This is a genomic window from Pseudomonas fluorescens (genome assembly GCF_002837185.1).
Lineage (GTDB): Bacteria > Pseudomonadota > Gammaproteobacteria > Pseudomonadales > Pseudomonadaceae > Aquipseudomonas > Aquipseudomonas fluorescens_AM.
In genome coordinates this window covers 26,272-47,834 of the sequence record NZ_KZ477989.1, presented here as the reverse complement: position 1 = coordinate 47,834, position 21,563 = coordinate 26,272, and the positions used below count along the sequence as shown (strand labels likewise).

Below are 21,563 nucleotides of genomic sequence, written 5' to 3'. Positions count from 1 at the left end.
TGGCGATCTTCATGGTGCAGGGCACGGTGATCGGCGTGGTCGGCACCCTGATCGGCGGCGTGCTGGGCGTGATTGCGGCGCTGAACGTGAGCGAACTGGTGGGCTGGCTGGAGCGGGTGAGCGGGCAGCATATCTTCAGTTCGGACGTGTACTTCGTCAGTAACCTGCCTTCCGAGCTGCAAGGTGGCGATGTGTTGCTGATTTGCTCGGCGGGGTTTGTGCTGAGCTTCCTGGCGACGATTTACCCGGCATATCGCGCGGCGAAGATCGAGCCGGCGCATGCGCTCAGGTATTCGTAGTCGTTGAGACCGCTATCGGGGGCAAGCCCCCTCGCACATTTTGACCTCATTTCTCCTGAATAAATGCGGTCCACTGTGGGAGGGGGCTTGCCCCCGATAGCGCCGGCCCGGCTTGCATCAATCTCCCCTGGGCAACTCAATCACAAACCGTGTCCACCCCGCCTCAGATTCACAATAAATCCTCCCCCCGTGCGCTCGCACAATCGATTGGGTAATCGCCAGCCCCAGCCCCGCATGCTCGCTGCTGCCCTCGCGCCGCGCCGGATCGGCCCGGTAGAAGCGATCGAACAGTTTAGGTAATACATCTTTCGGAATACCTTCCCCGGTGTTCTCAACCGTCAGCCTCACGCCGCGTTCATCCTCTGCCAAGCGCACCCGCACCTCGCCGCCCGCCGGGGTAAACCTGAGTGCATTCTCCAACAGATTGGACAGGGCCCTGCGCAACATGCCGCGATCACCGGCCGCGTGGGCGTGGCCTTCACACCCCAACGAAACCTGTGCGTCTTCGGCCAGCAGCGCAAAAAACTCCAGCAGCGCCTCGACTTCATCGGCCAGTGCCAGAGGTTCGCACTTGGGCATCAGCAAACCGTGATCGGCTTTGGCCAGGTACAGCATGTCGTTGACCAATTGCGCCATCCACTGCAATTCCTCCAGGTTGCTGTGCAGCGCTTCACGGTAATCCTCCAGTGGGCGCGGCTGGGTGAGGATGACCTGGGTCTGGGTCAGCAGGTTCGACAGCGGTGTGCGCAGTTCATGGGCGATATCGGCGGAGAAGGCCGAGAGGCGCTGGAATGCGTCGTCCAGGCGGCCCAGCATGGCATTGAAGGTCTGCGCCAACTCCGCCAGTTCGACCGGCATCTGTTGCTGCGGCAAGCGTTGCGTCAGGGAGTGGGCGGACACGCCGGCGGCGACTTCGCCCATACGCCGCAAGGGCCGTAACCCGCTGCGCGCCGCCCAGGCGCCGAGCAGCGCGGTGGCCAGGGCCGAGAGGCCGACGGTCAGCCAGATCAAGCGCTGCATGCGTTGCAGGAAATGCTGGTGGTGGGTGATGTCGAGTATCAGGGTCAACTGCGCTGAGCCAGGTTGGCCGGGGCTCAAGGGCGCGTTGTACACGCGATAGGCGATGCCTGCCTGTTGCAGACTGTGCAGGCCGGGTGCGTCGGGCAACGCAACGCCCGGCGCCTGGTCAAGCCAGCGCTGGCCGGCTGCGGTGATGCGCAAGGTGAGGTCGGGTTGATGGCTGAGGTCGGCGCGCAGTTGGGGTTCGCGTTGGGCGAAGGCCTGCGGCGAGTCGACACCCTGCAACGTGTTGCGCAGCACCACCAGCCGGCTGTCCAATTGCTGTTGGTCCAGCTCGATAAAGTGCGCCTCGCTGGCGTGGTTGAACAACACGCCGGCGAGCAGCGACACCACGGCGGTGCACGCGGCAAACAGCAGTGCCAGGCGGCTGGCGAGGGACAGGCGCTGGATCACGTGAAACGCTCCTCCAGTACATAGCCCATGCCGCGCACGGTGTGGATCAGCTTGTTGGGAAAGGCATCGTCGACTTTCAGGCGCAGGCGGCGGATCGCCACTTCGATGATGTTGGTGTCACTGTCGAAATTCATGTCCCACACCTGCGAGGCGATCAGCGACTTGGGCAGCACTTCGCCCTGGCGGCGCAGCAGCAGCTCCAGCAGGGAAAACTCCTTGGCGGTGAGGTCGATGCGCTGGCCGCTGCGTTCGACGCGGCGGCGGATCAGGTCCAGGCGCAGGTCGGCCAGTTGCAGGTGGGTGTCCTGCGGCGCGCTGCTGCCACGCCGTAACAGGCTGCGCACGCGGGCGAGCAGCTCGGAGAAGGCGAAGGGCTTGACCAGGTAATCGTCGGCGCCCAGCTCCAGGCCGTGGACGCGATCCTCCACCGCGTCGCGTGCGGTAAGAAACAACACCGGCATGTCGAGGCCGGCGCTGCGCACCGCTTGCAGGATTTGCCAGCCATCACGGCCGGGCAGCATCACGTCGAGGATCAACAAGTCATAGTCGCCGGTCAGCGCCAGGTGCTGACCGCTGGTGCCGTCGGCCACCAACTCGGTGGTAAACCCGGCTTCTGCCAGGCCCTGGCGCAAATAGTGGCCGGTTTTCGGTTGGTCTTCGACGATCAGCAGTTTCATGTAAGGCTCTTGGCAAAGGATGGACGCTTCCCTGTAGGCGCGAGCTCGCTCGCGAAAAACGTCAACGATAACGCGTACTCTCTGGCTTGACGCGGCGTGCTGATGTTCTTCGCGAGCAAGCTCGCTCCTACCACAATAAGCGGCTGAGCGCGCCAACGGGGTAACCTGACAAAGTTGTAATCTAGCAGTCAGCTCGCTGGCAGCGGGCTTATCTTAGAGTGCTGCCCAAGCGGGTTATGTATTTTTGGAGAAGAGAGATGGCGTTGCGTACACCCCTGTTGCTGGCGGGCTGCCTGCTGGCGTTGAGCTTCAATGCACTGGCTGATGCGTCTCGCACCTACGCGTTTGGCCAACCGGCACCGGCTGACAAAGCCACACGTACGGTGGAGGTGACGCTGCAGGATATTTCCTTCTCGCCCAAGTCCCTGGACGTAAAGGCCGGTGAGACCGTTCGTTTTGTACTGGTCAACAAAGGCCAGTTGCTCCACGAATTCAACCTGGGCGACGCGGCCATGCACGCCGAACATCAGCAGGAAATGTTGCAGATGCAAGCCAGCGGCATGCTCACGGCCACCGGTATGGGCGCTATGGACCACAGTAAAATGGGGCATGGTGCGATGAAGCACGATGATCCCAACAGTGTGCTGGTCGAGCCCGGCAACACCGCCGAGCTGACCTGGACCTTTACCAAGGCCACGGGCCTTGAGTTCGCCTGCAATCTTCCCGGCCATTACCAGGCGGGCATGGTCGGCACGCTGACCGTTGAGTAAGGCGTTCCTTAAGGGCGGGAGCAAAGGCTGGTAGACTGGCGCGGTTTATTTAGCCAGGTTTCCGCTATGCATCCCGCAGCCGAACATTCGCCGCTGGGCAAGTCCAGTGAATACATCTCCACGTACACCCCTTCGTTGCTGTTCCCGATCCCTCGCGCCGCCAAATGGGCCGAACTGGGCCTGAGCGCCGAGACCCTGCCTTACAAGGGTGTGGATTTCTGGAACTGCTTCGAACTGTCCTGGTTGCTGCCGTCCGGTAAGCCGGTGGTGGCCATCGGTGAGTTCAGCATCCCGGCCGACTCGCCGAACATCATCGAGTCCAAGTCCTTCAAGCTGTACCTCAACTCGTTGAACCAGACCGCGTTCGCCGACACCCACGGTCTGGAAGAGACCCTGCGCAACGACCTCAGCGCCGCCGCCGGCAAGCCGGTCAGCGTACGCCTTCGGAGCCTGGCCGAAATCGAGGCGCAAGGCGTGATGGCGTTGCCGGGCGTGTGCATCGATGATCTGGATATCAACGTCAGCAGCTACGAACATCCGCGTCCGGAACTGTTGCGCTGTGATGACTCGCGTGTGGTGGAGGAGAGCGTGCACAGCCACCTGCTCAAATCCAACTGCCCGGTCACCAGCCAGCCCGATTGGGGCAGTGTGGTGGTGGAGTACCGCGGTGCGGCGCTGGATCACGCGAGCCTGTTGGCGTACCTGGTGAGCTTCCGTCAGCACTCGGACTTCCATGAACAGTGCGTGGAACGCATCTTCCTGGACTTGCAGCGCTTGCTCAAACCGGAGAAGTTGACCGTGTATGCGCGGTATGTGCGGCGGGGTGGGCTGGATATCAACCCGTATCGCAGTACCGAGGATGTGGCGTTCCAGAACGTACGCTTGGCGCGCCAGTAAGCCTGCACACAAACCAAATGTGGGAGGGGGCAAGCCCCCTCCCACATTTTGCATCGGTGCTTGGTTGGCAGGCAGATTAGATGCCGATGTTGCCCAGGGTGATCATGATATTGCGCAATGTCCCGGAAATGACCGGGTGTTCAGCGTCGAACTCTATGGCCGCTTGATTCACGTCGTCGGAAATACTGGGCGACTGGGTGGCCGGCTCCAGTTCAAGTTGCACTTCAAACTTGGCAATCAAGGCTTCCAGCGCTTCACGTTTTTCTTCCGGCAGCGGCGGTTCCTGTTCCAGCTGCCCGCGCAGGATCTCGACCTGTTCTTCCAGTTTTTTGCGATCAGGCATGACATTCTTTCCTTTTATCGATAGGCACTGGCATAGACCGCGGCACGCCGGGAAAGGTCTACGAACTGACCTGTAGATTAATCCACCGGCGCCAACTGTGCATGATCCTTGTCAGGGCTTCTCGCCTTTGAGGCGGCGCAGGCGGATGTCGGCCAGGCAGGTGCCGAGTTCGCCGAGGTGATCGATCACCGAGTGCACACCTAATCCATAGAGCGCCACGGTGGCTTTGCCGCGCTTGTACTCGCGTTCCTTTTCGCTCAGCGCCTGCCATTGCTCCGGCGCCACGCCGCACAGCGAGCCACAGGAGGCCAGGCCGATGGTCCACAGCCCGGCGTTCAAGCCCGATTGCAGCAGGCGCGGTTCGCCGCTGACCAGCACACAGCCCTCCAGGCGTTCGATGTTCAGCTCCATCAAGGCTTGCCAGCAGGCGTGGGGCGCCGGCCAGCGGATGGTGGAAGGCGAGGTGGCCCTGAGCCAGGCGGGCAGGGTAGCGGCCAGTGGGGCGGTGACAGAGGCGGGTAGTTCATCCAGCCAGGCGCAGGGCACGCCTTGTTCCTTCAGGCTGCGCAGGATTTTCAGCGCCCCGGGCGTGGCCTGCGAGTCTGGGGTGGGTGTGTCGCTACGGGCCTGGGAACCGAAGTCCACCAGGCAGCCACTCAGGCCAAACAACACGGCGGTCAACGCGGGGGCAGTGGCGACGGCTATCTCGGCATGTGGCATCTGAACGTCCCTGAAATAGCTGCAACGCTATCGGGGCGGCATGACAAGTGGATGACATGAGGGCGTATTTGTAGGAATTTTGTCCAAATCATGAAAGTCGTTTCCATGCGGCTGCCTAAATCGACACTTCCGTCATATACTGACGGCCTTATTCAGGGCATAGCGCCCATGACAGACCATTCAAGGAGCAAAAGCTATGCGCTGGAGCCAGTACTTCGCTCAGTTGTCGCTGTGTGCCACCGTCCTGTTGGCACCGTTCGCCGCCCAGGCCGCGACGGAAGATGATCCATGGGAAAGCGTCAACCGCCCTATCTTCACCTTCAACGACACCGTTGACACCTACGCCCTCAAGCCAATCGCCCAGGGCTATCAGTTCGTCACCCCGCAATTGGTGCAGGACGGCATTCACAACTTCTTCCGCAACATCGGCGATGTCGGCAACCTGGCCAACAACGTGCTGCAACTCAAGCCGCATAACGCTGGCGTCGACACGGCCCGTCTGCTGGTCAACACCACGTTCGGCGTGCTGGGCTTTATCGATGTCGGCACCAAAATGGGGCTGCAGCGCAGCGATGAAGACTTCGGCCAGACCCTCGGCTACTGGGGCGTCGGCAGCGGTCCTTACGTGATGATCCCGTTGCTGGGCCCAAGCACGTTGCGTGACGCGCCTTCCAAATACGTGGACAGCTACACCCAACCGTACCGCTACATGAACGATATCGGCTGGCGCAACAGCACCTTGGGCCTGAACGTGGTCGACGTCCGTGCCAGCCTGCTCGACAGTGAGAAGCTGATCAGCGGCGACAAGTACACCTTTATCCGTAACGCTTACCTGCAGAACCGTGAGTTCAAGGTCAAGGACGGCAAGGTTGTCGACGACTTTTAAGCTGTGACGTTTTGAAATGAAAAAAAGGCGACCTTTGAACGGTCGCCTTTTTTGTGCGCGCTGATCAGCGCATTTTCAAAATCTTCAGGCCCAGATGCTGTTCGTCGCCCGCTGCCCTGGCCCACACCACCTCTGTATCGGCTTCAAGGCCTTTGAGTGCGGCGTGGTCGGAATCAATGCGCACGGTAAGCAAGTCACCGACGCTGAACTGGCGAGGTGCCTGCACCTGCATGCCGGAGCTGGAAAGGTCCAGGCAGACCCCTGCAATTTCCTGCCCGGCGTGGATCAAGGACACATCGGCATCCACCCGCATGCGGATGAAGTCGCGTTTTTCGGCGTAGTCGCGCTCATGTTCGCTCACAGCATCCATCCTTACTTTGGGTTGTGGTCATGAGCGTTCTTATAACTCCCGGTGATTTGCGGTGTAAAGACGTTCGGCGACCATCGGCATGAGCTTGAAACCCCTCACGGATGGGAGTACCGTCTGCGCCTTAGAAGGGCACCTCTGCTTTACGGTTGTGCATGGGGTAAATCCCAATGCTTTGTAGGACAGAGAGGCTAGAAAGCGAATCCAGTACGTGAGCCCGGCCATTGTCGAGCCACCTACGCCAACCTAATTCTGGCGCCGTTTGCCCACATGCAAAAAACCAGTGCCACGCTGCTGATAATCGATGACGACGAAGTAGTGCGCGCGAGCCTCGCGGCCTATTTGGAAGACAGTGGCTTCAGCGTCCTGCAGGCCGGCAACGGCCAACAGGGTCTCCAGGTATTCGAGCGCGACCAGCCCGACCTCGTGATCTGCGACCTGCGCATGCCCCAGATGGGCGGCCTCGAGCTGATTCGCCAGGTGACCGAGCTTGCTCCGCAGACGCCGGTGATTGTCGTGTCCGGTGCCGGGGTCATGAACGACGCCGTTGAAGCCCTGCGCCTGGGCGCCGCCGATTACCTGATCAAACCCCTGGAAGACCTGGCGGTGCTGGAACACTCGGTGCGTCGCGCCCTGGACCGTGCACGCCTGCTTCAGGAAAACCAGCGCTACCGCGAAAAGCTCGAGACCGCCAACCGCGAGCTTGAAGCCAGCCTGAACCTGCTCCAGGAAGACCAGAACGCCGGTCGCCAGGTGCAGATGAACATGCTGCCGGTGAGCCCTTGGACCATCGACGATTTCCAGTTCGCGCACCAGATCATCCCGTCGTTGTACCTGTCGGGGGATTTTGTCGACTATTTCCGTGTGGATGAACGGCGTGTGGCGTTCTACCTGGCCGACGTGTCCGGCCACGGTGCATCCTCCGCGTTTGTCACCGTGTTGTTGAAGTTCATGACGACGCGGTTGTTGTTCGAATCCAAGCGCAATGGCACCTTGCCGGAGTTCACCCCCTCCGAGGTGCTGGGCCACATCAACCGGGGCCTGATCAGCTGCAAGCTGGGCAAGCACGTGACGATGGTGGGCGGCGTGATCGATGAAGAAACCGGTCTTTTGACCTACAGCATTGGCGGTCACCTGCCGATGCCGGTTTTATACACTCCTGACAGTGTGCGTTACCTGGAAGGGCGTGGCCTGCCGGTGGGCTTGTTCAATGAAGCCACCTACGAAGACCACATCCTGGAACTGCCGCCGACCTTCAGCCTGACGCTGATGTCCGACGGCATCCTGGACCTCCTTCCAGAGCCTACACTCAAAGAGAAAGAAGCCGCCTTGCCCCAAAAGGTCAAGTCGGCGGGCGGCAGCCTGGATGGTCTGCGGCAGGTTTTTGGATTGGCCACGCTAGGGGAGATGCCGGATGATATCGCCCTATTGGTGTTGAGCAGGAATCTTTGATGAGTACCGGAAGAATCCAATTCGCCGAGCAAGACGGGACCTTCGTCCTGAAGTTTGTCGGTGAAGTGCGCCTGACCCTGTGTTCGGCGCTGGATGCGACGATCGAGCGGATCTTCACAGCGCTGAACTTCTCGGCGATCGTGATCGATCTGACCGAAACCCGCAGCATCGATAGCACCACCCTGGGCCTGTTGGCCAAGTTGTCCATTCTGTCGCGGCAGAAGGTCGGCCTGTTGCCGACGGTTGTCACCACCCACGAAGACATCACCCGGCTGCTGCAGTCCATGGGTTTTGACCAGGTGTTCAACATCGTTGACCGCCCGATCCCCTGCCCGGAATGCCTGACCGACCTGCCGTCGCAGGACCAGTCCGAGGAAATCGTACGGATCAAGGTGCTCGAAGCGCACAAGATCCTCATGGGCCTGAATGAGTCCAACCGCGAAGCCTTCCACGACCTGGTCAACGCCCTCGAGCGCCACTGACGACCTCCCTGCCGGAACACATTTCAATGTGGGAGGGGGCTTGCCCCCGATTGCAGAGGTTCACACACAGACTCTGTGCCTGACACCCCGCTATCGGGAGCAAGCCCCCTACCACATTTGATTTGTGACTGGCTAGAGACTGGCGCACACAAAAAAGGGCGGCACCCGCGAGGGTGCCGCCCTTTTTGTCGCCGTCCGCCTTACAACTTGGCAGTCAACAACGCTTCAAGCTTCTCCTGGTCCCGAGCAAACTGACGAATCCCTTCCGCCAGCTTCTCGGTGGCCATCGCATCCTCGTTGGACTCCCAACGGAACTGCGCCTCCGTCATATGCACGCGCGCTTCACCGGCATGGCCTGGCGACAACTTGCGCTCCAGCTTGCCTTCATCCGCCGCCAACTTCTCCAGCAGGTCCGGGCTGATGGTCAGGCGATCACACCCGGCCAGTTCCTCGATCTGGCTGAGGTTACGGAAGCTCGCACCCATCACCACGGTTTTGTAGCCATTAGCCTTGTAGTAGTTGTAGATACGCGTCACCGACTGCACGCCCGGGTCATCGGAACCGGTGTAGTCGTTGCCGTTGGCCTTCTTGTACCAGTCATAGATACGGCCCACGAACGGCGAAATCAGGAACACACCCGCTTCAGCGCAAGCCACCGCCTGGGCGAAGGAGAACAGCAACGTCAGGTTGGTCTGGATGCCTTCTTTTTCCAGCTTCTCGGCGGCGCGGATGCCTTCCCAGGTGGAGGCGATCTTGATCAGCACACGGTCACGGCCAACGCCGGCTTTGTCGTACAGATCGATCAGACGGTGCGCACGCTTGAGAATCGCGTCTTCGTCGAACGACAGACGGGCATCCACCTCAGTGGAAATACGGCCCGGCACTACTTTGAGAATCTCTTGACCCACCGCCACCGCAAACCGGTCACTGGCCAGGCCCACGTCGCCGTTGCAGTCCTGCACACACTCATCCAGCAGCTTGGCATAGCCTGCGATCGACGCGGCCTTGAGCAGCAGGGAAGGGTTGGTAGTCGCGTCTTGCGGCTTGAGCTTGGCGAGGGTAGAAAAATCGCCGGTATCGGCTACGACGGTGGTGAATTGCTTGAGTTGTTCCAGCTTGGAAGTCATGGGCGTGCTCTGTCCTTTGGGTCTGATGACATTACCCGAGCGCTGGCAGGCGCTCAAGGGCGCAAATGCGTCAGGTCGTTTGCGCAGGGCAACAACCTGAAAACAGCCGTTTGAATACCGGCCGTACTGCTCAATAGGAGGCCAGAATCGATGGCAGGTTCAACCCAACTGCCCGATAGCGCCTTCATAGCCAAACACCACCCCAAATGTGGGAGGGGGCTTGCCCCCGATAGCAATGTGTCAGCCAATCCAAAACTATCTGACCCTCTGCAAGCTCACCAGTCACCGCCCTTCCAACAACTCCCCAGCCTGATCCAACAACGCCAACGGGTCTGCCGCCTTATGAATATCCACCGACAACAACTGCCTGAACTTGCGCGCCCCCGGGAACCCAGTGCCCAACCCCAACACATGCCGGGTGATGTGATGCATCGTCCCACCACTGGCCAAATGCTCCGCAATATAAGGCCGCAACTGCGCTAAGGCTTCTGCCCGACTGATCACCGGCGCCTCGCTGCCAAACAACCGCTGATCCACCTCCGCCAACAGATACGGATTGTGATAAGCCTCCCGCCCCAGCATCACCCCATCAAACGTCTGCAAATGCTCCTCGCACTGCTCCAGCGTCTTGATCCCACCGTTGAGATTGATCTCCAATTCCGGAAAGTCCCGCTTCAACTGCGCCGCCACGTCATAACGCAACGGCGGAATGTCACGGTTCTCCTTGGGCGACAACCCCTCCAGAATGGCAATCCGCGCATGCACGGTAAAACTGGTGCAATCGGCGTCCTTCACCGTCCCGACGAAATCACACAACTCGGCATAACTGTCCCGCCCATTGATGCCGATACGGTGCTTCACCGTCACCGGAATCGACACGGCATCGCGCATCGCCTTCACACAGTCCGCCACCAGGGCAGGGTGCGCCATAAGGATCGCGCCGATCATGTTGTTCTGCACCCGGTCACTGGGGCAGCCGACGTTCAGGTTCACTTCGTCGTAGCCGGCGGCTTCGGCCATACGGGCGCAGGCGGCCAGATCAGCCGGCACACTGCCGCCTAATTGCAGCGCGAGCGGGTGCTCGGCTTCGCTGTGGCGCAGGAAGCGCTCGTGATCGCCGTGGAGGATCGCGCCTGTGGTGACCATTTCGGTGTAGAGCAGGGCGTGTTTGGAGAGCAGGCGCAGGAAGTACCGGCAGTGGCGGTCGGTCCAATCCATCATGGGGGCGACGGAGAAGCGGCGGGAGAGTGGGGCGATTTGTAAGGGCATGGGGGATCTGAGTCAACGAGGCGAATGGTGCGCAGTTTATCAGGGATGGGGTGTCGGGAAGCAGTTCGTACCCTTCACCATTTCGAACGAGGGCGTTGCCGTGTGTGAAATATGCCCAGGATCTGTAGGCGATCACCGCGCACCCGATAGGGGATTAGATAAGACCAGTTGGGCACAGCCCATTCCCGAGTCTGTTTAACCCGACCTTCACGGCCCATTAAGGGAAATTGAGCGAGTTTGTCGACGCTGGCGAAAATGGCGTCGGAGAAGTCGTCGGCCGCCTTGGGATTTTCGAGGGCAATGTAGTTTGCTTCGTCTTCCAGATTCTTGAGTGCTTTTTCAAGCCACTCAACCCTCATTCCGGCTCCAGCGCCTGGCGCGCATGGCCACCACTTGATCATCGGTGGCGAATTTGCCTTCGTCTGCGTCTTTTACTGCCAGCTCGATCTGAGCGGTTAGCGTTTTTTCGTGCTCGATGTAGTCGCGAAGAACGTCCATCGCCAGGTAGCTCGCTGTCTGACCATTGGATTTGGCCAGGTCAGCGAGAGAGTTGGATAGGTCTTCCGGCAGGTTTAAGAATATCCCAGTCATGGCGGCCTCGATGGTGGACGGATGTTGGGCATCTTACACCGTGAAGCGTCGGGTTGAATCAGCAGGCCGTCGCGACATGTGTCCGGGGGTGAATCGTTTGCTTTTCCTCTGCCAGCTCAAAGCTGGGTATCGTGGTCTGCCCCCGATATCGATTTGAGAATTACGAGCGCATGGCCGACTTTATGCGGCGCTGCAAAGGCAAGGTGATGGTCAGCATCAACGATCACCCTGATATCCGGCGGGTGTTTGAGGGGTTTCACTTTGAGATGTTGGACATTCGGTACAACACCACAAACCAACGGCAGGGAAGGGCCGAGATCAGCGGAGAGTTGGTGATCATGAACTGGGGGCCAGCGGAGTTAGGGGCGCTGTTTTGATGGTCTCAAGCGTCGATCAGATGGGCCTGCTATGTGTCGCAACTCGCGTTTGAAAACACACGGCGTTGCATTCAGCGACGTTTATGGCTCACGTTAACGGCAACCAGTCACGGGCTTCGGATCACATTATTGCAACTGGGCATGACCCTAGCGCTAACCTAATAATCCAGAAAATACGCACCGGCGTTGAGAACGAGCTTCCATGTCGTGCTCAATGGCAGGCATAATATGCATAAATGGGAATGCCAATCACTAGCACTTGCTGATTTATTTATGCACAAATGCATTATTTGTTGCGTGTCATGCCTGGATGGATATACAGTCGCAGTGTGACAAGCTCAAAGGCGCGGAAAACGGGATTCTGTCCGTTGAGCCTTCACAGAAGCCGGAAACCTGAAACCGTTCGTCAGAGAGCAGTAAGGTGTCGGAAGAATAAGCCGCCCATTTTACTGTGATCTGCAGCGCACTTACACTGGACTAGCGAAAAGGAAATCACTATGCCCAATGGCGACATAATTTATCTTCCAGATATTGAAATCAACGTTATTAATAAATATGAACCTCAAACATTCGGAGGTGGGGGTCTTGATAGTGATTTTTCACACAGTCACACAGGGCAGCTAAGTAACGTTGCCACGCGTACTTACATACTTAATACGTATCCACCAATCATTGCCCAAAATGTTAGGGATCAAGAGGCAGCTTTTGCAGCGAATCTTCAGTCTATGCCAGCGGCTATCGCGCAAAGCATTAATTCAATAGAGCAGAGTGCAGGAGGCTCTGAGAGTGGAGTCGAAAAAATTGAAAGGCATATTCAGTCGATTGACACTCTTATTGTTCAAAAAACACAGGCGTACACGACTCAGAAAGGAGTTGCTGATAAGTATTACTATGGTCATGATTTTTTTGGCTATCCAACTAGCCGGTTCATCTCTGATGCGATCAGCGGCAGTAAGACAAATTATCCTCCAGATAAGAACTATAAAGAATGGTACGCATCACTGGCGGCTGCGTATGCTGCGAAATATACCAGTCGTGAAATCGATTATTTGAATGCTTTAAAGCGGAAGCTTCAAGAACCCGTTAGGCTACTTAACGAAGCTAGGGAAAAGGTTCGACTTAACCAGTATCCAATCGCTCCACCAGGGGTGTGGTTGGATGGAAATTTACAAGAGACAAAAGCACAAGATAGCTATTATCCTAGTAGCGGCTCTGCTTTTATGTACACATGGTTCTATATGAAAGTCCGAAATAAAGGGCCTTGGGACTACAAACAACAAGGACGCCAGTATGCAGATTTCGGGAATTTCAATTATGGAGCCGTAGGGACCGCTGCGGGGATTCCAGAGCAAGTTCTTCTAAGAGGGGCGGGCGCTGCGCAAACTGTAGCTGGGACATCCTCTACGGAATTTGGTGAGTGGTGGGCAGGAGCGCCTTACGGCGATGACCCTGTTGATCAAGTTTGGATTAAATTTGGGATAGGTTATGCAAAAGCAAAGGGTTATTAAATGGCTAGTCTGGGGGTTGTTGCTTGTTTGTCTGGCGCAGGCATTGTATATTTTTGTGTCCTCGCCATTCAGACCAGATCCTAGCAAAGTTATTTCAGTCACCAAAGTTGCTGAAGGTGGTGCTATTTATGAAGTATTGTATGAGTCCGGCGGGGCCACCAATGGAGATGTATATCGGTATTTTCTCATGGAGATTCAGCCGAGCGAAGAGATAGCTTTGGAAAGGACAAGAAATAGCACTCCTTTTCTTGTTACTAAGAGTGAAAATGCTGTCAAGAAGATCGTGGGAGACAGAGTTAAGTTAAAAACTAATGATACGGTTTATGAATTTCATAGCATATCATTATTCAAAATCAAAGGCGAAATCCAGACGGTAGGTTTCGATCTTGATGCTGCACTTCCATAGATAGATATAAAAAAACACCGGCCAATGCTGGTGTTTTTTTTTTGTTTTAAATCTCAATGGAATTCTCAAGAAAGGATTTTCAGAGCTTCTTATTATTGTGTCTATATTAAATGGCGAGCTGTTGAGCTATCACTCAATTCGCTGACCTCAGAAGGCATGCTGTTAGGCTGAGTCGGTGCTCCAGGCAGTGAACGAATACCAGCGGTGTACCATAGGCGGTCTCCTTCAACGAGACGTTAAGTAAAAGCCTGTCCGGTATCATGGGGCCAAAATGGGGCAACCCGTACGCCCATCTATGCCATCCAATGCCCATTATGCATTTATGCAACCTGCCTTGAACGAGCGTTACAGCCCGTAATTACGGGCCTATCCCTCTAAATTCCCCACATACTCCTACACAATTGGGGTGTGCCTCAATTGCGTCATAGCGCGCCTCCTTTCTTGAGCACCGTGCATGACCCTTCAAAGGAATGAATGGCCCCCAGCTCATGTGTGTACCCGTAATAGCTCTGCTTGGCCCAATCGATATGGAAAAAACCTGATCCTGAGTCAGCACGCAGTATCAGGATGCCGCTGCTGTTCGCCCATCCAGGATCAGAGTACAAAAAAACGTCGTGCTGAATGTTAACGAAGTCCTTTGAGTAAGCATTCTTCTCTTTGACGTGGTAGAAATCCTGGCCCTTTCCGTATGAATAATGAGTTTGGTAGCCTTCCTGGGTGATTGTGACTTTGCCGCCGTACTCGACCAAATGAGCGGCAGGCCCCGGCAGGTCGAGTTTCTCAATGCCGGCGCAGTGATATTCATCGGGTGTACAGAGTATCTGAGCTGGAAGCGGTGATGTTGCTGCGCTTGCGCTGGTGGTGAAAACCAGACAGGCGAAAGGTCCAAGCTTTCCCTGTGTCTCACCATAGATTTCCCCGCTGACAGTTACCTCAAAAATGCTTTGAAGCGCTGCGGGGCAAGTAAGTCGATGGCTGCTTAAAGTTTGCTACAGCAGCAGCGCCCAAGTGTTTTTTGAGTGGTAATTCTAGGAGGTAAGCGGAGACATACGTCCAATCCATCATCGGGACGACTTACCTAGTGTGGAGTAATTTCGGGAACAGGTTAAATCGTCTAGGAAATTTCCCACGCTTTTCTCGGCTTGCCCCTAAGACTGCCCCTAGCTAACCTCCTCAAGCCGCTGCCAATCCAGCGGTCGGATGTGGAAGTCCGTACCAAGCTAAGACGCAATCGTCACAAACACCTACCGGCGTTTTTTTACGCCTGTATCATGTGTTACGGCGGCTGTGCGCGGGGCACTTCGGTGCGCCGGGTCCTTAGCCCTGGTCTTCCACACCTGCGTACAGCTGCCACCTCTCATGTGGAAGTGAGACTGGTAGTTCCTGAATAGTTAAGGAGCTTCGCCATGTACAAGGTCACACCTAATCCGCCTTATGCTTCAAACGCTGCATCTTCTGATCCCAAGCTTCAAGCCGCAGCCCAGCGAGCAATCAATCATCACTTTCCCCCATCCGACGACGCTGCGCCCGCCGAGCGCCCGATCGAAAACCTTTTCCTCGTCAACCCAACCCTCGACCCCGAAACCCTCCTGGCCAACGCCGCCGAGAACCTCGCATCCGCCAACGAAATGGCCGCCTCCTTGGCGTTCGATCTCGACGACTCCCAACGCGCCATCGCTCTGGGCATTCAGCAGTTAATCGAGTTGAGCTCGCTGCTTGTCGACCGAGCCCAGGAGCAAGTTGCGCCTGTAACCCAACCAGTCAAAGCCTGACAACCAACCCCGCCGCCTTACCCAAGGCGGCAACCTGAACCCATCCTGTCCCCCAGCAAAGTTTCATAATTCCCTGCGCCGTTGAGGTCTACGATTCCCTGCAAGAGAAGACCCCAGCGCCTCCAGCCCACAGGGAACTGCAACCATGATCTCGAACCTCATCAAAGTCGCAATGATCACCGGCACGTTGCTGTTGAGCGCCTGTTCATCTTCACCCGCCGTGAGCAGTGACCCGTGCTTCTCGGGTGGATGCCAGGCGTTTGGCGACCACAGCCCCAACAAAGCCGCCAAGATGAATTTTGGTGGCAGCGGGCTGGGGAGTAGTTATGGGGAGTATGGGTCGGGGTTGTTGCATGATGATTGATGGGTGGTGGGTCAGTCAGTGGTGTGTTGACTGACCCATTGCTATCGGGGGCAAGCCCCCTCCCACAGTTTGAACCCCAGTGAAGCGGGTGGCGTCAGTGGCCGCCTTTCATGCGCCGGGCGATTAGGTAGAGGCCCAGGCCGACCAAGGCTGTTGCGGCGCCGATGTAGCCGGTACTGGTCCACCCCAACCCCGCCGTAATAGCCATACCGCCAAACCAAGGCCCCAGCGCATTCGCCAGGTTAAACGCCGCATGGTTGGACGCCGCCGCCAGGCTCGGGGCTTCGTGGGCGATGTCCATCAGGCGAATCTGCAACGGTGCCGCCAAGGCGACCATGGTGCCCACCAATCCCATGCTCAGCAGCACGCCCCACAGCGACGCCGCGGCGAAGGGGAAGAACAGCAGCACGGCTATCGACCACACCAATATCAAGCCCACCGCCCGAAACTGCAGGCGATCAAACAGTTTGCCGCCGGCGATGTTGCCGATGATGCCGCCCGCGCCAAACGCTGCCAGGCCGAACGGAATCCACTGCGGTGACACTTTGGTCACTTCCAGCATGGTCGGCGCGAGGTAGCTGAATACGCAGAACATGCCGGCAAAGCCAATCGCGCCGATGGACAGGGCCATCCAGACCTGGGGTTTGGTGAAGGCGCGCAGTTCCTTGCGCGGGTCGCTGCGTTGTTCGTCGTGGCGGTGGGGCACGAATTGCCAGACCAGGGCGATGGTGAGCAGGGCGATCACGCTGACCAGGGCGAACGCCGAGCGCCAGCCCAGGTGTTGGCCGAGGAAGGTGGCGATGGGGTTGCCCAGCAGCATGGCCAGGGTCAGGCCCATCATGACGCGGGCCACGGCGCCGGCGCGTTTGTCGGTGGGCACCATGCTGGAGGCGACCACGGCGGCGATGCCGAAGTAGGCGCCGTGGGGCAGGCCGCTGATAAAGCGGAAGGCCACCAGCGAGCCGAAGGTGGGGGTGAAGGCGGTGGCGAAGTTGCCCAGGGCATAGAGGCCCATCAGCAACAGCAGCATGTGTTTGCGCAACAGCTTGGCGCCGAGGATGGCCAACAGCGGGGCGCCGACCATCACACCGAGCGCGTAGGCGCTGATGGCGTGGCCGACTTGCGGTTCGCTCAGGCCCAGGTTCTGGGCGATATCGGGCATCAGGCCCATGATGGCGAATTCGCCGGTGCCGATGGCGAACGCGCCCACGGCCATGGCCGCTTCCATTTTGGCGGCACTGCGCGCGGGCAGCAGGTGCCCGGGTGTTTGCTGGATAGACATGGATCGCTCTGTTTGGATGAGGTGCACGAAAGACAGTCGCCGATGCTACGCAGGCGACTGTGAAGGTGTCTAGAACAGCCTCGAGCACGAGAGTTCCGGGCCTGTGACCCCACGTCGCGGCTGGCAGTCTTGACACTGGCGCGATAAAAGCCGCGATTTAGCGGTGTCAATTGGCCAAACGGCGCATAAACGCCGTTTAGCGTGATATTCTGCGCGCCGTCCTGGTCTAGGCTTTCCTTGGTGCGTACACCCGTATACGTCCCAGCGGTTGGCTGTCGCCCAGGTAGCTGAAGCCAATAATGATAAGAAGTCAGCGCAGAAGGGACATAACAGTGAGGTCGATCCATCGGCCTTGTGTGCCCACCCTGCAGCCTTTATGTGAATGTGCAGACCCCGCGGTACGTTGCCTGACGTAGCGTGGTCGAGGGTTACTCATGATCGGGGGCGGTAGGGCGGATGGCGTTTTATCATAGGTGCTACTGATGTTTAAAAAAGTAAACACTGCCCTGCTGGGGCTGGCTTTGTCGATGGGGATCACGTCCGTTCACGCGGAAGAGGCAAAGAAAGTCGATGTGCTGCTGATCGGCGGCGGCATCATGAGCGCGACCCTGGGTGTCTGGCTTAACGAGCTGGAACCGGACTGGTCGATGGAGATGGTCGAGCGCCTCGATGGCGTGGCCGAAGAAAGCTCCAACGGCTGGAACAACGCCGGTACCGGTCACTCGGCCCTGGCCGAGTTGAACTACACCCCGGAAGACAAGAACGGCAACGTTGAGATCCCTAAAGCGGTCGAGATCAACGAAGCGTTCCAGATCTCCCGTCAGTTCTGGTCCTGGCAGGTCCAGCAGGGCGTGTTGAAGAACCCGCGTTCGTTCATCAACTCCACACCGCACATGAGCTTTGTGTGGGGCGATGACAACATCAAGTTCCTGAAAAAGCGCTATGAAGCGCTGAAGGCGAGCCCGCTGTTCGCCGGCATGCAGTACTCCGAAGACCCGGCGCAGATCGCCAAGTGGGTCCCGCTGATGATGGAAGGGCGTGACCCCAACCAGAAAATCGCGGCCACCTGGAGCCCGATCGGCACCGATGTCAACTTTGGCGAGATCACCCGCCAGTTCGTTGCCCACCTGCAAACCACCCCTAAGTTCGACCTGAAACTGTCGAGCGAAGTGCAGGACATCACCCGCAACGAAGACGGTTCGTGGCGTGTGAGCTACAAAAACCTCAAAGACGGCACCAAGACTGAAACCGACGCCAAGTTCGTGTTCATCGGCGCTGGCGGCGGTGCCCTGCATCTGCTGCAAAAGTCGGGCATTCCTGAAGCCAAGGAATACGCCGGCTTCCCGGTTGGCGGCTCGTTCCTGGTGACCGACAACCCGACCGTCGCCGAGCAGCACCTGGCCAAGGCCTACGGCAAGGCTTCGGTGGGCTCGCCACCGATGTCGGTTCCGCACCTGGACACCCGCGTGCTGGATGGCAAGCGCGTGATTCTGTTTGGCCCATTCGCCACCTTCTCGACCAAGTTCCTCAAAGAAGGCTCGTACCTGGACCTGCTGACCAGCACCACCACCCACAACATCTGGCCGATGACCAAAGTCGGTATTCGTGAATACCCACTGGTCGAGTACCTCGCCGGCCAACTGATGCTGTCCGATGACGACCGCTTCAAGGCGCTGCAGGAATACTTCCCGAACGCCAAGCAAGCCGACTGGCGCCTGTGGCAAGCCGGCCAGCGCGTGCAGATCATCAAGCGTGACGAAGAGCAGGGCGGCGTGCTGAAGCTCGGTACCGAAGTGGTCAGCTCCGCTGACAACTCCATTGCCGGCCTGTTGGGTGCATCGCCAGGCGCGTCGACCGCGGCTCCGATCATGCTGACCGTGCTGCAGAAAGTCTTCAAGGACAAGGTAGCAAGCCCGGCCTGGCAGGAAAAACTGCACCAGATCGTGCCAAGCTACGGCACCAAGCTGAACGACAGCCCTGAAGCGGTTGCCAAGGAATGGGCCTACACGGCCGGTGTGCTGCAACTGACGCCACCGCCAGCGATCCCGCAACTGGCTGCTCCACAGGCCACCGAGGCTGCCAAGCCTGCGGCTGAGCCTGGCAAGCCGGCGTCTGACCTGGCGCTGTAAGTAACGCCTGATAAAAAGCCCGCTGAACCGGTGACGGTCAGCGGGCTTTTTTGTGCGCGGCGTTCAGACCCTGAAGTGCCTGACTTGCTCATACACGTGCAGGGCCAGTGCGTTAGCGGTGTCGCACAGCAGATACAGATGCTGCGCGGGGAGGGCCGCCAGCTCTGTCATTTGCCTCAGCCCTTCGCCCATGCGGCTCTCCTCCATCAGGCCCACGGCCACGCCGCTGAGTACGAAAGCCTCTACCGCCGATGAGTTAGGGCTTTCCAGCAGTACTCGATGGTAAATCCCGTTATCTTTCAGCGCCTGTAACGCTGCCGCTCGATAGGGGCAACCAGCGATGGGCACGGTGATGGGCAGCGGCGCGTTTGGCGGATAACTGAATTGCTCTGCTGCCACCCATAGCGGTTGCACCGGCCCCAAGCGCTCACCCTGTGCCAGCGGCTGTGCGCTGACGGTGATTGCCAGATCCAGTTGGTTTGCCGTGAACAGATTCAACAGTTCGCCACTGGTGCGCGCTTCGATTTCCAGCTCCAGCAGCGGGTTGTCGGCAATCAGTCGCGGCACGAATGCCTGGATGAAGGCGGGCGCGTAAGTATCGGGCACACCCAGGCGGATCTTGCCCTGCATGCGCTGGGGCATCAGCGAGATCAGCAGACGGTCGTGGCTTTTGAGAAATTCGGTGGTTTCGCCCAACAGTTTTCTGCCGTACAGCGTCAGGTCCACGCCCTGGTTGCTGCGGCTGAACAGGCGCTGGCCGACCTGATCTTCCAGTTTCTGAATCTGCGTGGTCACGGTGGAAGCGCTGCGGTGCACATGCTCGGCCGCTTCATTGAAGCGACCAAAACGCGCGACGGCGTGAAAGGTACGCAGTAGATCGATATTCAGCTGTTTGGCCATGGTTCGACTTTTACGGATTGATAGTGCAGGTTATTCAAATATACAGAAGAGTCTCCTGTCCCTAGCCTTGAAGTCAATCGACTAAGGCTGGAGGGCTGCATGAAGCGATCAACCCTGGGTTTGCTGCTGTTGCAAGGGGCGTTTGTCCTGTCGTGGAGTTCGGGCTATATCGGCGCCAAGCTTGGCACCCAGGACGGGGGGGCGTTCAACCTGCTGTTCTGGCGATTCCTATTGGTATCGCTGTGCCTGGGGCTGTTCCTGAACGTCAGATTGTTGAAGGTTTCATGGGCGCAGATCCGCCATTACGCCGTCATTGGTTGCCTGTCGCAGTTTTTGTACCTGAGTTGCCTGTATGTGGCGATCCAGAACGGTCTGCCGCCAGGCATTGCGGCGATCATCGCGGCGTTGCAGCCGTTGATGACAGCGGTATTGTCGACGGGCAGCGCCACCGAGCGCAGCGGCGGCTGGCAATGGGTGGGGCTCGTGATCAGCTTTGCCGGCGTTGCGATGGTGATAGCCGGGCAGTATAGCCATGGCCCAACCCAGGTAAGCCTGGCCATGTATGGGCTGCCACTGGTGTCGGCACTGGGGCTGACGCTGGCGACGCTGTACGAACGCCGCTCGGTGCAGAGCGAGAATGTCGGTTTGCTCATACCGCTGTTTATCCAATCGCTGCTGAGCCTGATCGGCTTCACAGGCGCTGTGTTGTACACCGATACCTTGAGCATTCCCCATGACACCGACGTACTGGTTTCGATTGTGTGGTTGACGGTGTTTTCCACCTTTGCTGCTTACTTGAGCCTGTGGCAGTTGCTGCGCGTGATGACGGCCACCCAGGTTGCCGCGTTGGTCTACCTGGAGCCCCCGGTCACCCTGGTATGGGCGGCTTTGATGTTCGGCGAGCGGATTCATGCCTCGACCTATGCCGGCATCGCCGTCGTCATTGCCGGGCTGGTTTTATTGCGCCTGAAGCGACCGACCGTCGCGTGCACGTCTTGAGGCCTGGGGGTTCAGCAATCTGACAGACATCTCCTGTTAAAAATAAACCATGCCCGAGCAGGAGGCCTGGCTGCAACAAAGGGGGAATTCTTACTGATGCAGGTACGGGGCGATTACGCCCGAGGATTTTGTATGTTGCTACGTTATGCGGCAATGGCGGCGTTAGTCGTCGCGTCATCCGGGTGTGTGCAAGAGCGTGTCGTACATGAACGTCGGCCGGTACAGCATGAGTATGTGGAAGTCGTGGCGCCCCAACCGCCGCCGGTGCAAGTGATCGAAGTCGAGCCGGCGGCGCGCGAAGGTTATATCTGGTCACGCGGCTACTGGCGCTGGCAAGGCGGGCGATATGTCGCGGTGCACGGCCATTGGGAGCCGGTGCGCGAGGGTTATCGCTATGTGCATCCGCATTGGGTACAGCGTAATGACGGGTATCACTGGCAGGTCGGTGGCTGGATTCGCTGAACCCCGAAACA

At 58.3% G+C, this 21,563-nt stretch carries 24 protein-coding genes and 1 pseudogene; 14 read left to right on the top strand and 11 right to left on the bottom strand.

The features are described from left to right. A partial coding sequence (locus CIB54_RS06255; protein ID WP_157829693.1) for an FtsX-like permease family protein occupies positions 1-299 on the top strand: 299 nt, incomplete at its 5' end. A gap of 117 nt (positions 300-416) precedes the next feature. Here the strand turns inward: CIB54_RS06255 and CIB54_RS06250 are convergent. Together CIB54_RS06250 and CIB54_RS06245 are read right to left on the bottom strand one after the other, a co-directional pair. Continuing rightward, on the bottom strand, positions 417-1,772 hold the full coding sequence (locus CIB54_RS06250; RefSeq protein ID WP_101219095.1) for a heavy metal sensor histidine kinase: 1,356 nt from the start codon (positions 1,770-1,772) through the stop codon (positions 417-419). Continuing rightward, positions 1,769-2,449 carry a heavy metal response regulator transcription factor gene (locus CIB54_RS06245; protein ID WP_065950478.1) on the bottom strand — a complete coding sequence of 227 codons (681 nt, stop codon included), beginning with the start codon at positions 2,447-2,449 and terminating at the stop codon, positions 1,769-1,771. Before CIB54_RS06245 ends, CIB54_RS06250 begins: the two co-directional genes overlap by 4 nt. 257 nt (positions 2,450-2,706) lie before the next feature. Here CIB54_RS06245 and CIB54_RS06240 point away from each other — a divergent pair, with 257 nt between their 5' ends. Together CIB54_RS06240 and queF are read left to right on the top strand one after the other, a co-directional pair. Beyond that, a complete protein-coding gene (locus CIB54_RS06240) occupies positions 2,707-3,219 on the top strand; it encodes a copper-resistant cuproprotein CopI (protein ID WP_101219093.1) in 513 nt (170 codons plus the stop codon). 66 nt (positions 3,220-3,285) lie between these two features. Beyond that, complete coding sequence (queF, locus tag CIB54_RS06235) at positions 3,286-4,116, top strand: NADPH-dependent 7-cyano-7-deazaguanine reductase QueF (protein ID WP_101219091.1); 831 nt, start codon at positions 3,286-3,288, stop codon at positions 4,114-4,116. Positions 4,117-4,192: 76 nt separating this feature from the next. Here queF and CIB54_RS06230 read toward each other — a convergent pair whose 3' ends face one another. Both CIB54_RS06230 and CIB54_RS06225 read right to left on the bottom strand, forming a co-directional pair. Further along, a complete protein-coding gene (locus CIB54_RS06230; protein ID WP_065886358.1) occupies positions 4,193-4,459 on the bottom strand; it encodes a DUF4404 family protein in 267 nt (88 codons plus the stop codon). Positions 4,460-4,570: 111 nt separating this feature from the next. Then, positions 4,571-5,179: an HAD superfamily inactivated hydrolase PcrP gene (locus CIB54_RS06225; protein WP_065950475.1), complete on the bottom strand. Its 609-nt coding sequence runs from the start codon at positions 5,177-5,179 to the stop codon at positions 4,571-4,573. A gap of 196 nt (positions 5,180-5,375) precedes the next feature. Here CIB54_RS06225 and CIB54_RS06220 point away from each other — a divergent pair, with 196 nt between their 5' ends. Next, positions 5,376-6,065 carry an MlaA family lipoprotein gene (locus tag CIB54_RS06220; protein ID WP_101219089.1) on the top strand — a complete coding sequence of 230 codons (690 nt, stop codon included), beginning with the start codon at positions 5,376-5,378 and terminating at the stop codon, positions 6,063-6,065. 64 nt (positions 6,066-6,129) lie between these two features. On the opposite strand, the gene CIB54_RS06215 is transcribed toward CIB54_RS06220, so the two are convergent. Then, entirely contained in the window at positions 6,130-6,426 is a 297-nt protein-coding gene (locus tag CIB54_RS06215; RefSeq protein ID WP_101219087.1) for a PilZ domain-containing protein, read from the bottom strand. Positions 6,427-6,702: 276 nt separating this feature from the next. On the opposite strand from CIB54_RS06215, the gene rssB reads away from it, so the two are divergent. Continuing rightward, the gene (rssB, locus tag CIB54_RS06205; RefSeq protein WP_065932314.1) at positions 6,703-7,884 is read left to right on the top strand and encodes a two-component system response regulator RssB; all 1,182 of its coding nucleotides are present in this window, start codon (positions 6,703-6,705) and stop codon (positions 7,882-7,884) included. After that, on the top strand, positions 7,884-8,366 hold the full coding sequence (rssC, locus tag CIB54_RS06200) for an anti-sigma factor antagonist RssC (protein ID WP_017848891.1): 483 nt from the start codon (positions 7,884-7,886) through the stop codon (positions 8,364-8,366). Before rssB ends, rssC begins: the two co-directional genes overlap by 1 nt. A 200-nt stretch (positions 8,367-8,566) precedes the next feature. On the opposite strand, the gene tal is transcribed toward rssC, so the two are convergent. From tal to CIB54_RS06180, 4 genes are all read right to left on the bottom strand, one after another. Then, positions 8,567-9,493 (bottom strand): transaldolase, encoded by a 927-nt coding sequence (gene tal / locus CIB54_RS06195; protein WP_065893548.1) that lies wholly within the window; start codon positions 9,491-9,493, stop codon positions 8,567-8,569. Positions 9,494-9,775: 282 nt separating this feature from the next. Beyond that, positions 9,776-10,762: a tRNA dihydrouridine(20/20a) synthase DusA gene (gene dusA, locus CIB54_RS06190; RefSeq protein ID WP_101219085.1), complete on the bottom strand. Its 987-nt coding sequence runs from the start codon at positions 10,760-10,762 to the stop codon at positions 9,776-9,778. 74 nt (positions 10,763-10,836) lie between these two features. Next, positions 10,837-11,121 (bottom strand): type II toxin-antitoxin system RelE/ParE family toxin, encoded by a 285-nt coding sequence (locus tag CIB54_RS06185; RefSeq protein ID WP_101219083.1) that lies wholly within the window; start codon positions 11,119-11,121, stop codon positions 10,837-10,839. After that, entirely contained in the window at positions 11,111-11,353 is a 243-nt protein-coding gene (locus tag CIB54_RS06180) for a CopG family ribbon-helix-helix protein (RefSeq protein WP_101219081.1), read from the bottom strand. Before CIB54_RS06180 ends, CIB54_RS06185 begins: the two co-directional genes overlap by 11 nt. Positions 11,354-11,499: 146 nt before the next feature. Here CIB54_RS06180 and CIB54_RS06175 point away from each other — a divergent pair. From CIB54_RS06175 to CIB54_RS06155, 5 genes and pseudogenes are all read left to right on the top strand, one after another. Further along, positions 11,500-11,730, top strand: a pseudogene (locus CIB54_RS06175) (DNA adenine methylase); the annotation flags it as partial. Between the two features lie 497 nt (positions 11,731-12,227). Next, complete coding sequence (locus tag CIB54_RS27880) at positions 12,228-13,238, top strand: polymorphic toxin type 44 domain-containing protein (protein WP_332871778.1); 1,011 nt, start codon at positions 12,228-12,230, stop codon at positions 13,236-13,238. After that, complete coding sequence (locus CIB54_RS27250) at positions 13,216-13,644, top strand: hypothetical protein (protein WP_157829691.1); 429 nt, start codon at positions 13,216-13,218, stop codon at positions 13,642-13,644. Before CIB54_RS27880 ends, CIB54_RS27250 begins: the two co-directional genes overlap by 23 nt. Before the next feature lie 1,406 nt (positions 13,645-15,050). Beyond that, positions 15,051-15,416, top strand: a complete 366-nt coding sequence (locus CIB54_RS06160) for a DUF6124 family protein (protein ID WP_101219075.1) — start codon at positions 15,051-15,053, stop codon at positions 15,414-15,416. 145 nt (positions 15,417-15,561) lie between these two features. After that, on the top strand, positions 15,562-15,780 hold the full coding sequence (locus tag CIB54_RS06155; RefSeq protein WP_101219073.1) for a hypothetical protein: 219 nt from the start codon (positions 15,562-15,564) through the stop codon (positions 15,778-15,780). 94 nt (positions 15,781-15,874) lie between these two features. On the opposite strand, the gene CIB54_RS06150 is transcribed toward CIB54_RS06155, so the two are convergent. Beyond that, the gene (locus CIB54_RS06150) at positions 15,875-17,062 is read right to left on the bottom strand and encodes an MFS transporter (RefSeq protein ID WP_101219071.1); all 1,188 of its coding nucleotides are present in this window, start codon (positions 17,060-17,062) and stop codon (positions 15,875-15,877) included. 482 nt (positions 17,063-17,544) lie between these two features. Between CIB54_RS06150 and mqo the strand changes: the two genes are divergently transcribed. Next, positions 17,545-19,191, top strand: a complete 1,647-nt coding sequence (mqo, locus tag CIB54_RS06145) for a malate dehydrogenase (quinone) (RefSeq protein WP_065950295.1) — start codon at positions 17,545-17,547, stop codon at positions 19,189-19,191. 63 nt (positions 19,192-19,254) lie between these two features. Here mqo and CIB54_RS06140 read toward each other — a convergent pair whose 3' ends face one another. Continuing rightward, a complete protein-coding gene (locus tag CIB54_RS06140; protein ID WP_101219069.1) occupies positions 19,255-20,091 on the bottom strand; it encodes a LysR family transcriptional regulator in 837 nt (278 codons plus the stop codon). 99 nt (positions 20,092-20,190) lie between these two features. Between CIB54_RS06140 and CIB54_RS06135 the strand changes: the two genes are divergently transcribed. After that, the gene (locus CIB54_RS06135) at positions 20,191-21,090 is read left to right on the top strand and encodes a DMT family transporter (RefSeq protein WP_065950297.1); all 900 of its coding nucleotides are present in this window, start codon (positions 20,191-20,193) and stop codon (positions 21,088-21,090) included. A gap of 132 nt (positions 21,091-21,222) precedes the next feature. Beyond that, positions 21,223-21,552, top strand: a complete 330-nt coding sequence (locus CIB54_RS06130; protein ID WP_101219068.1) for a YXWGXW repeat-containing protein — start codon at positions 21,223-21,225, stop codon at positions 21,550-21,552. Positions 21,553-21,563 lie beyond the last annotated feature (11 nt).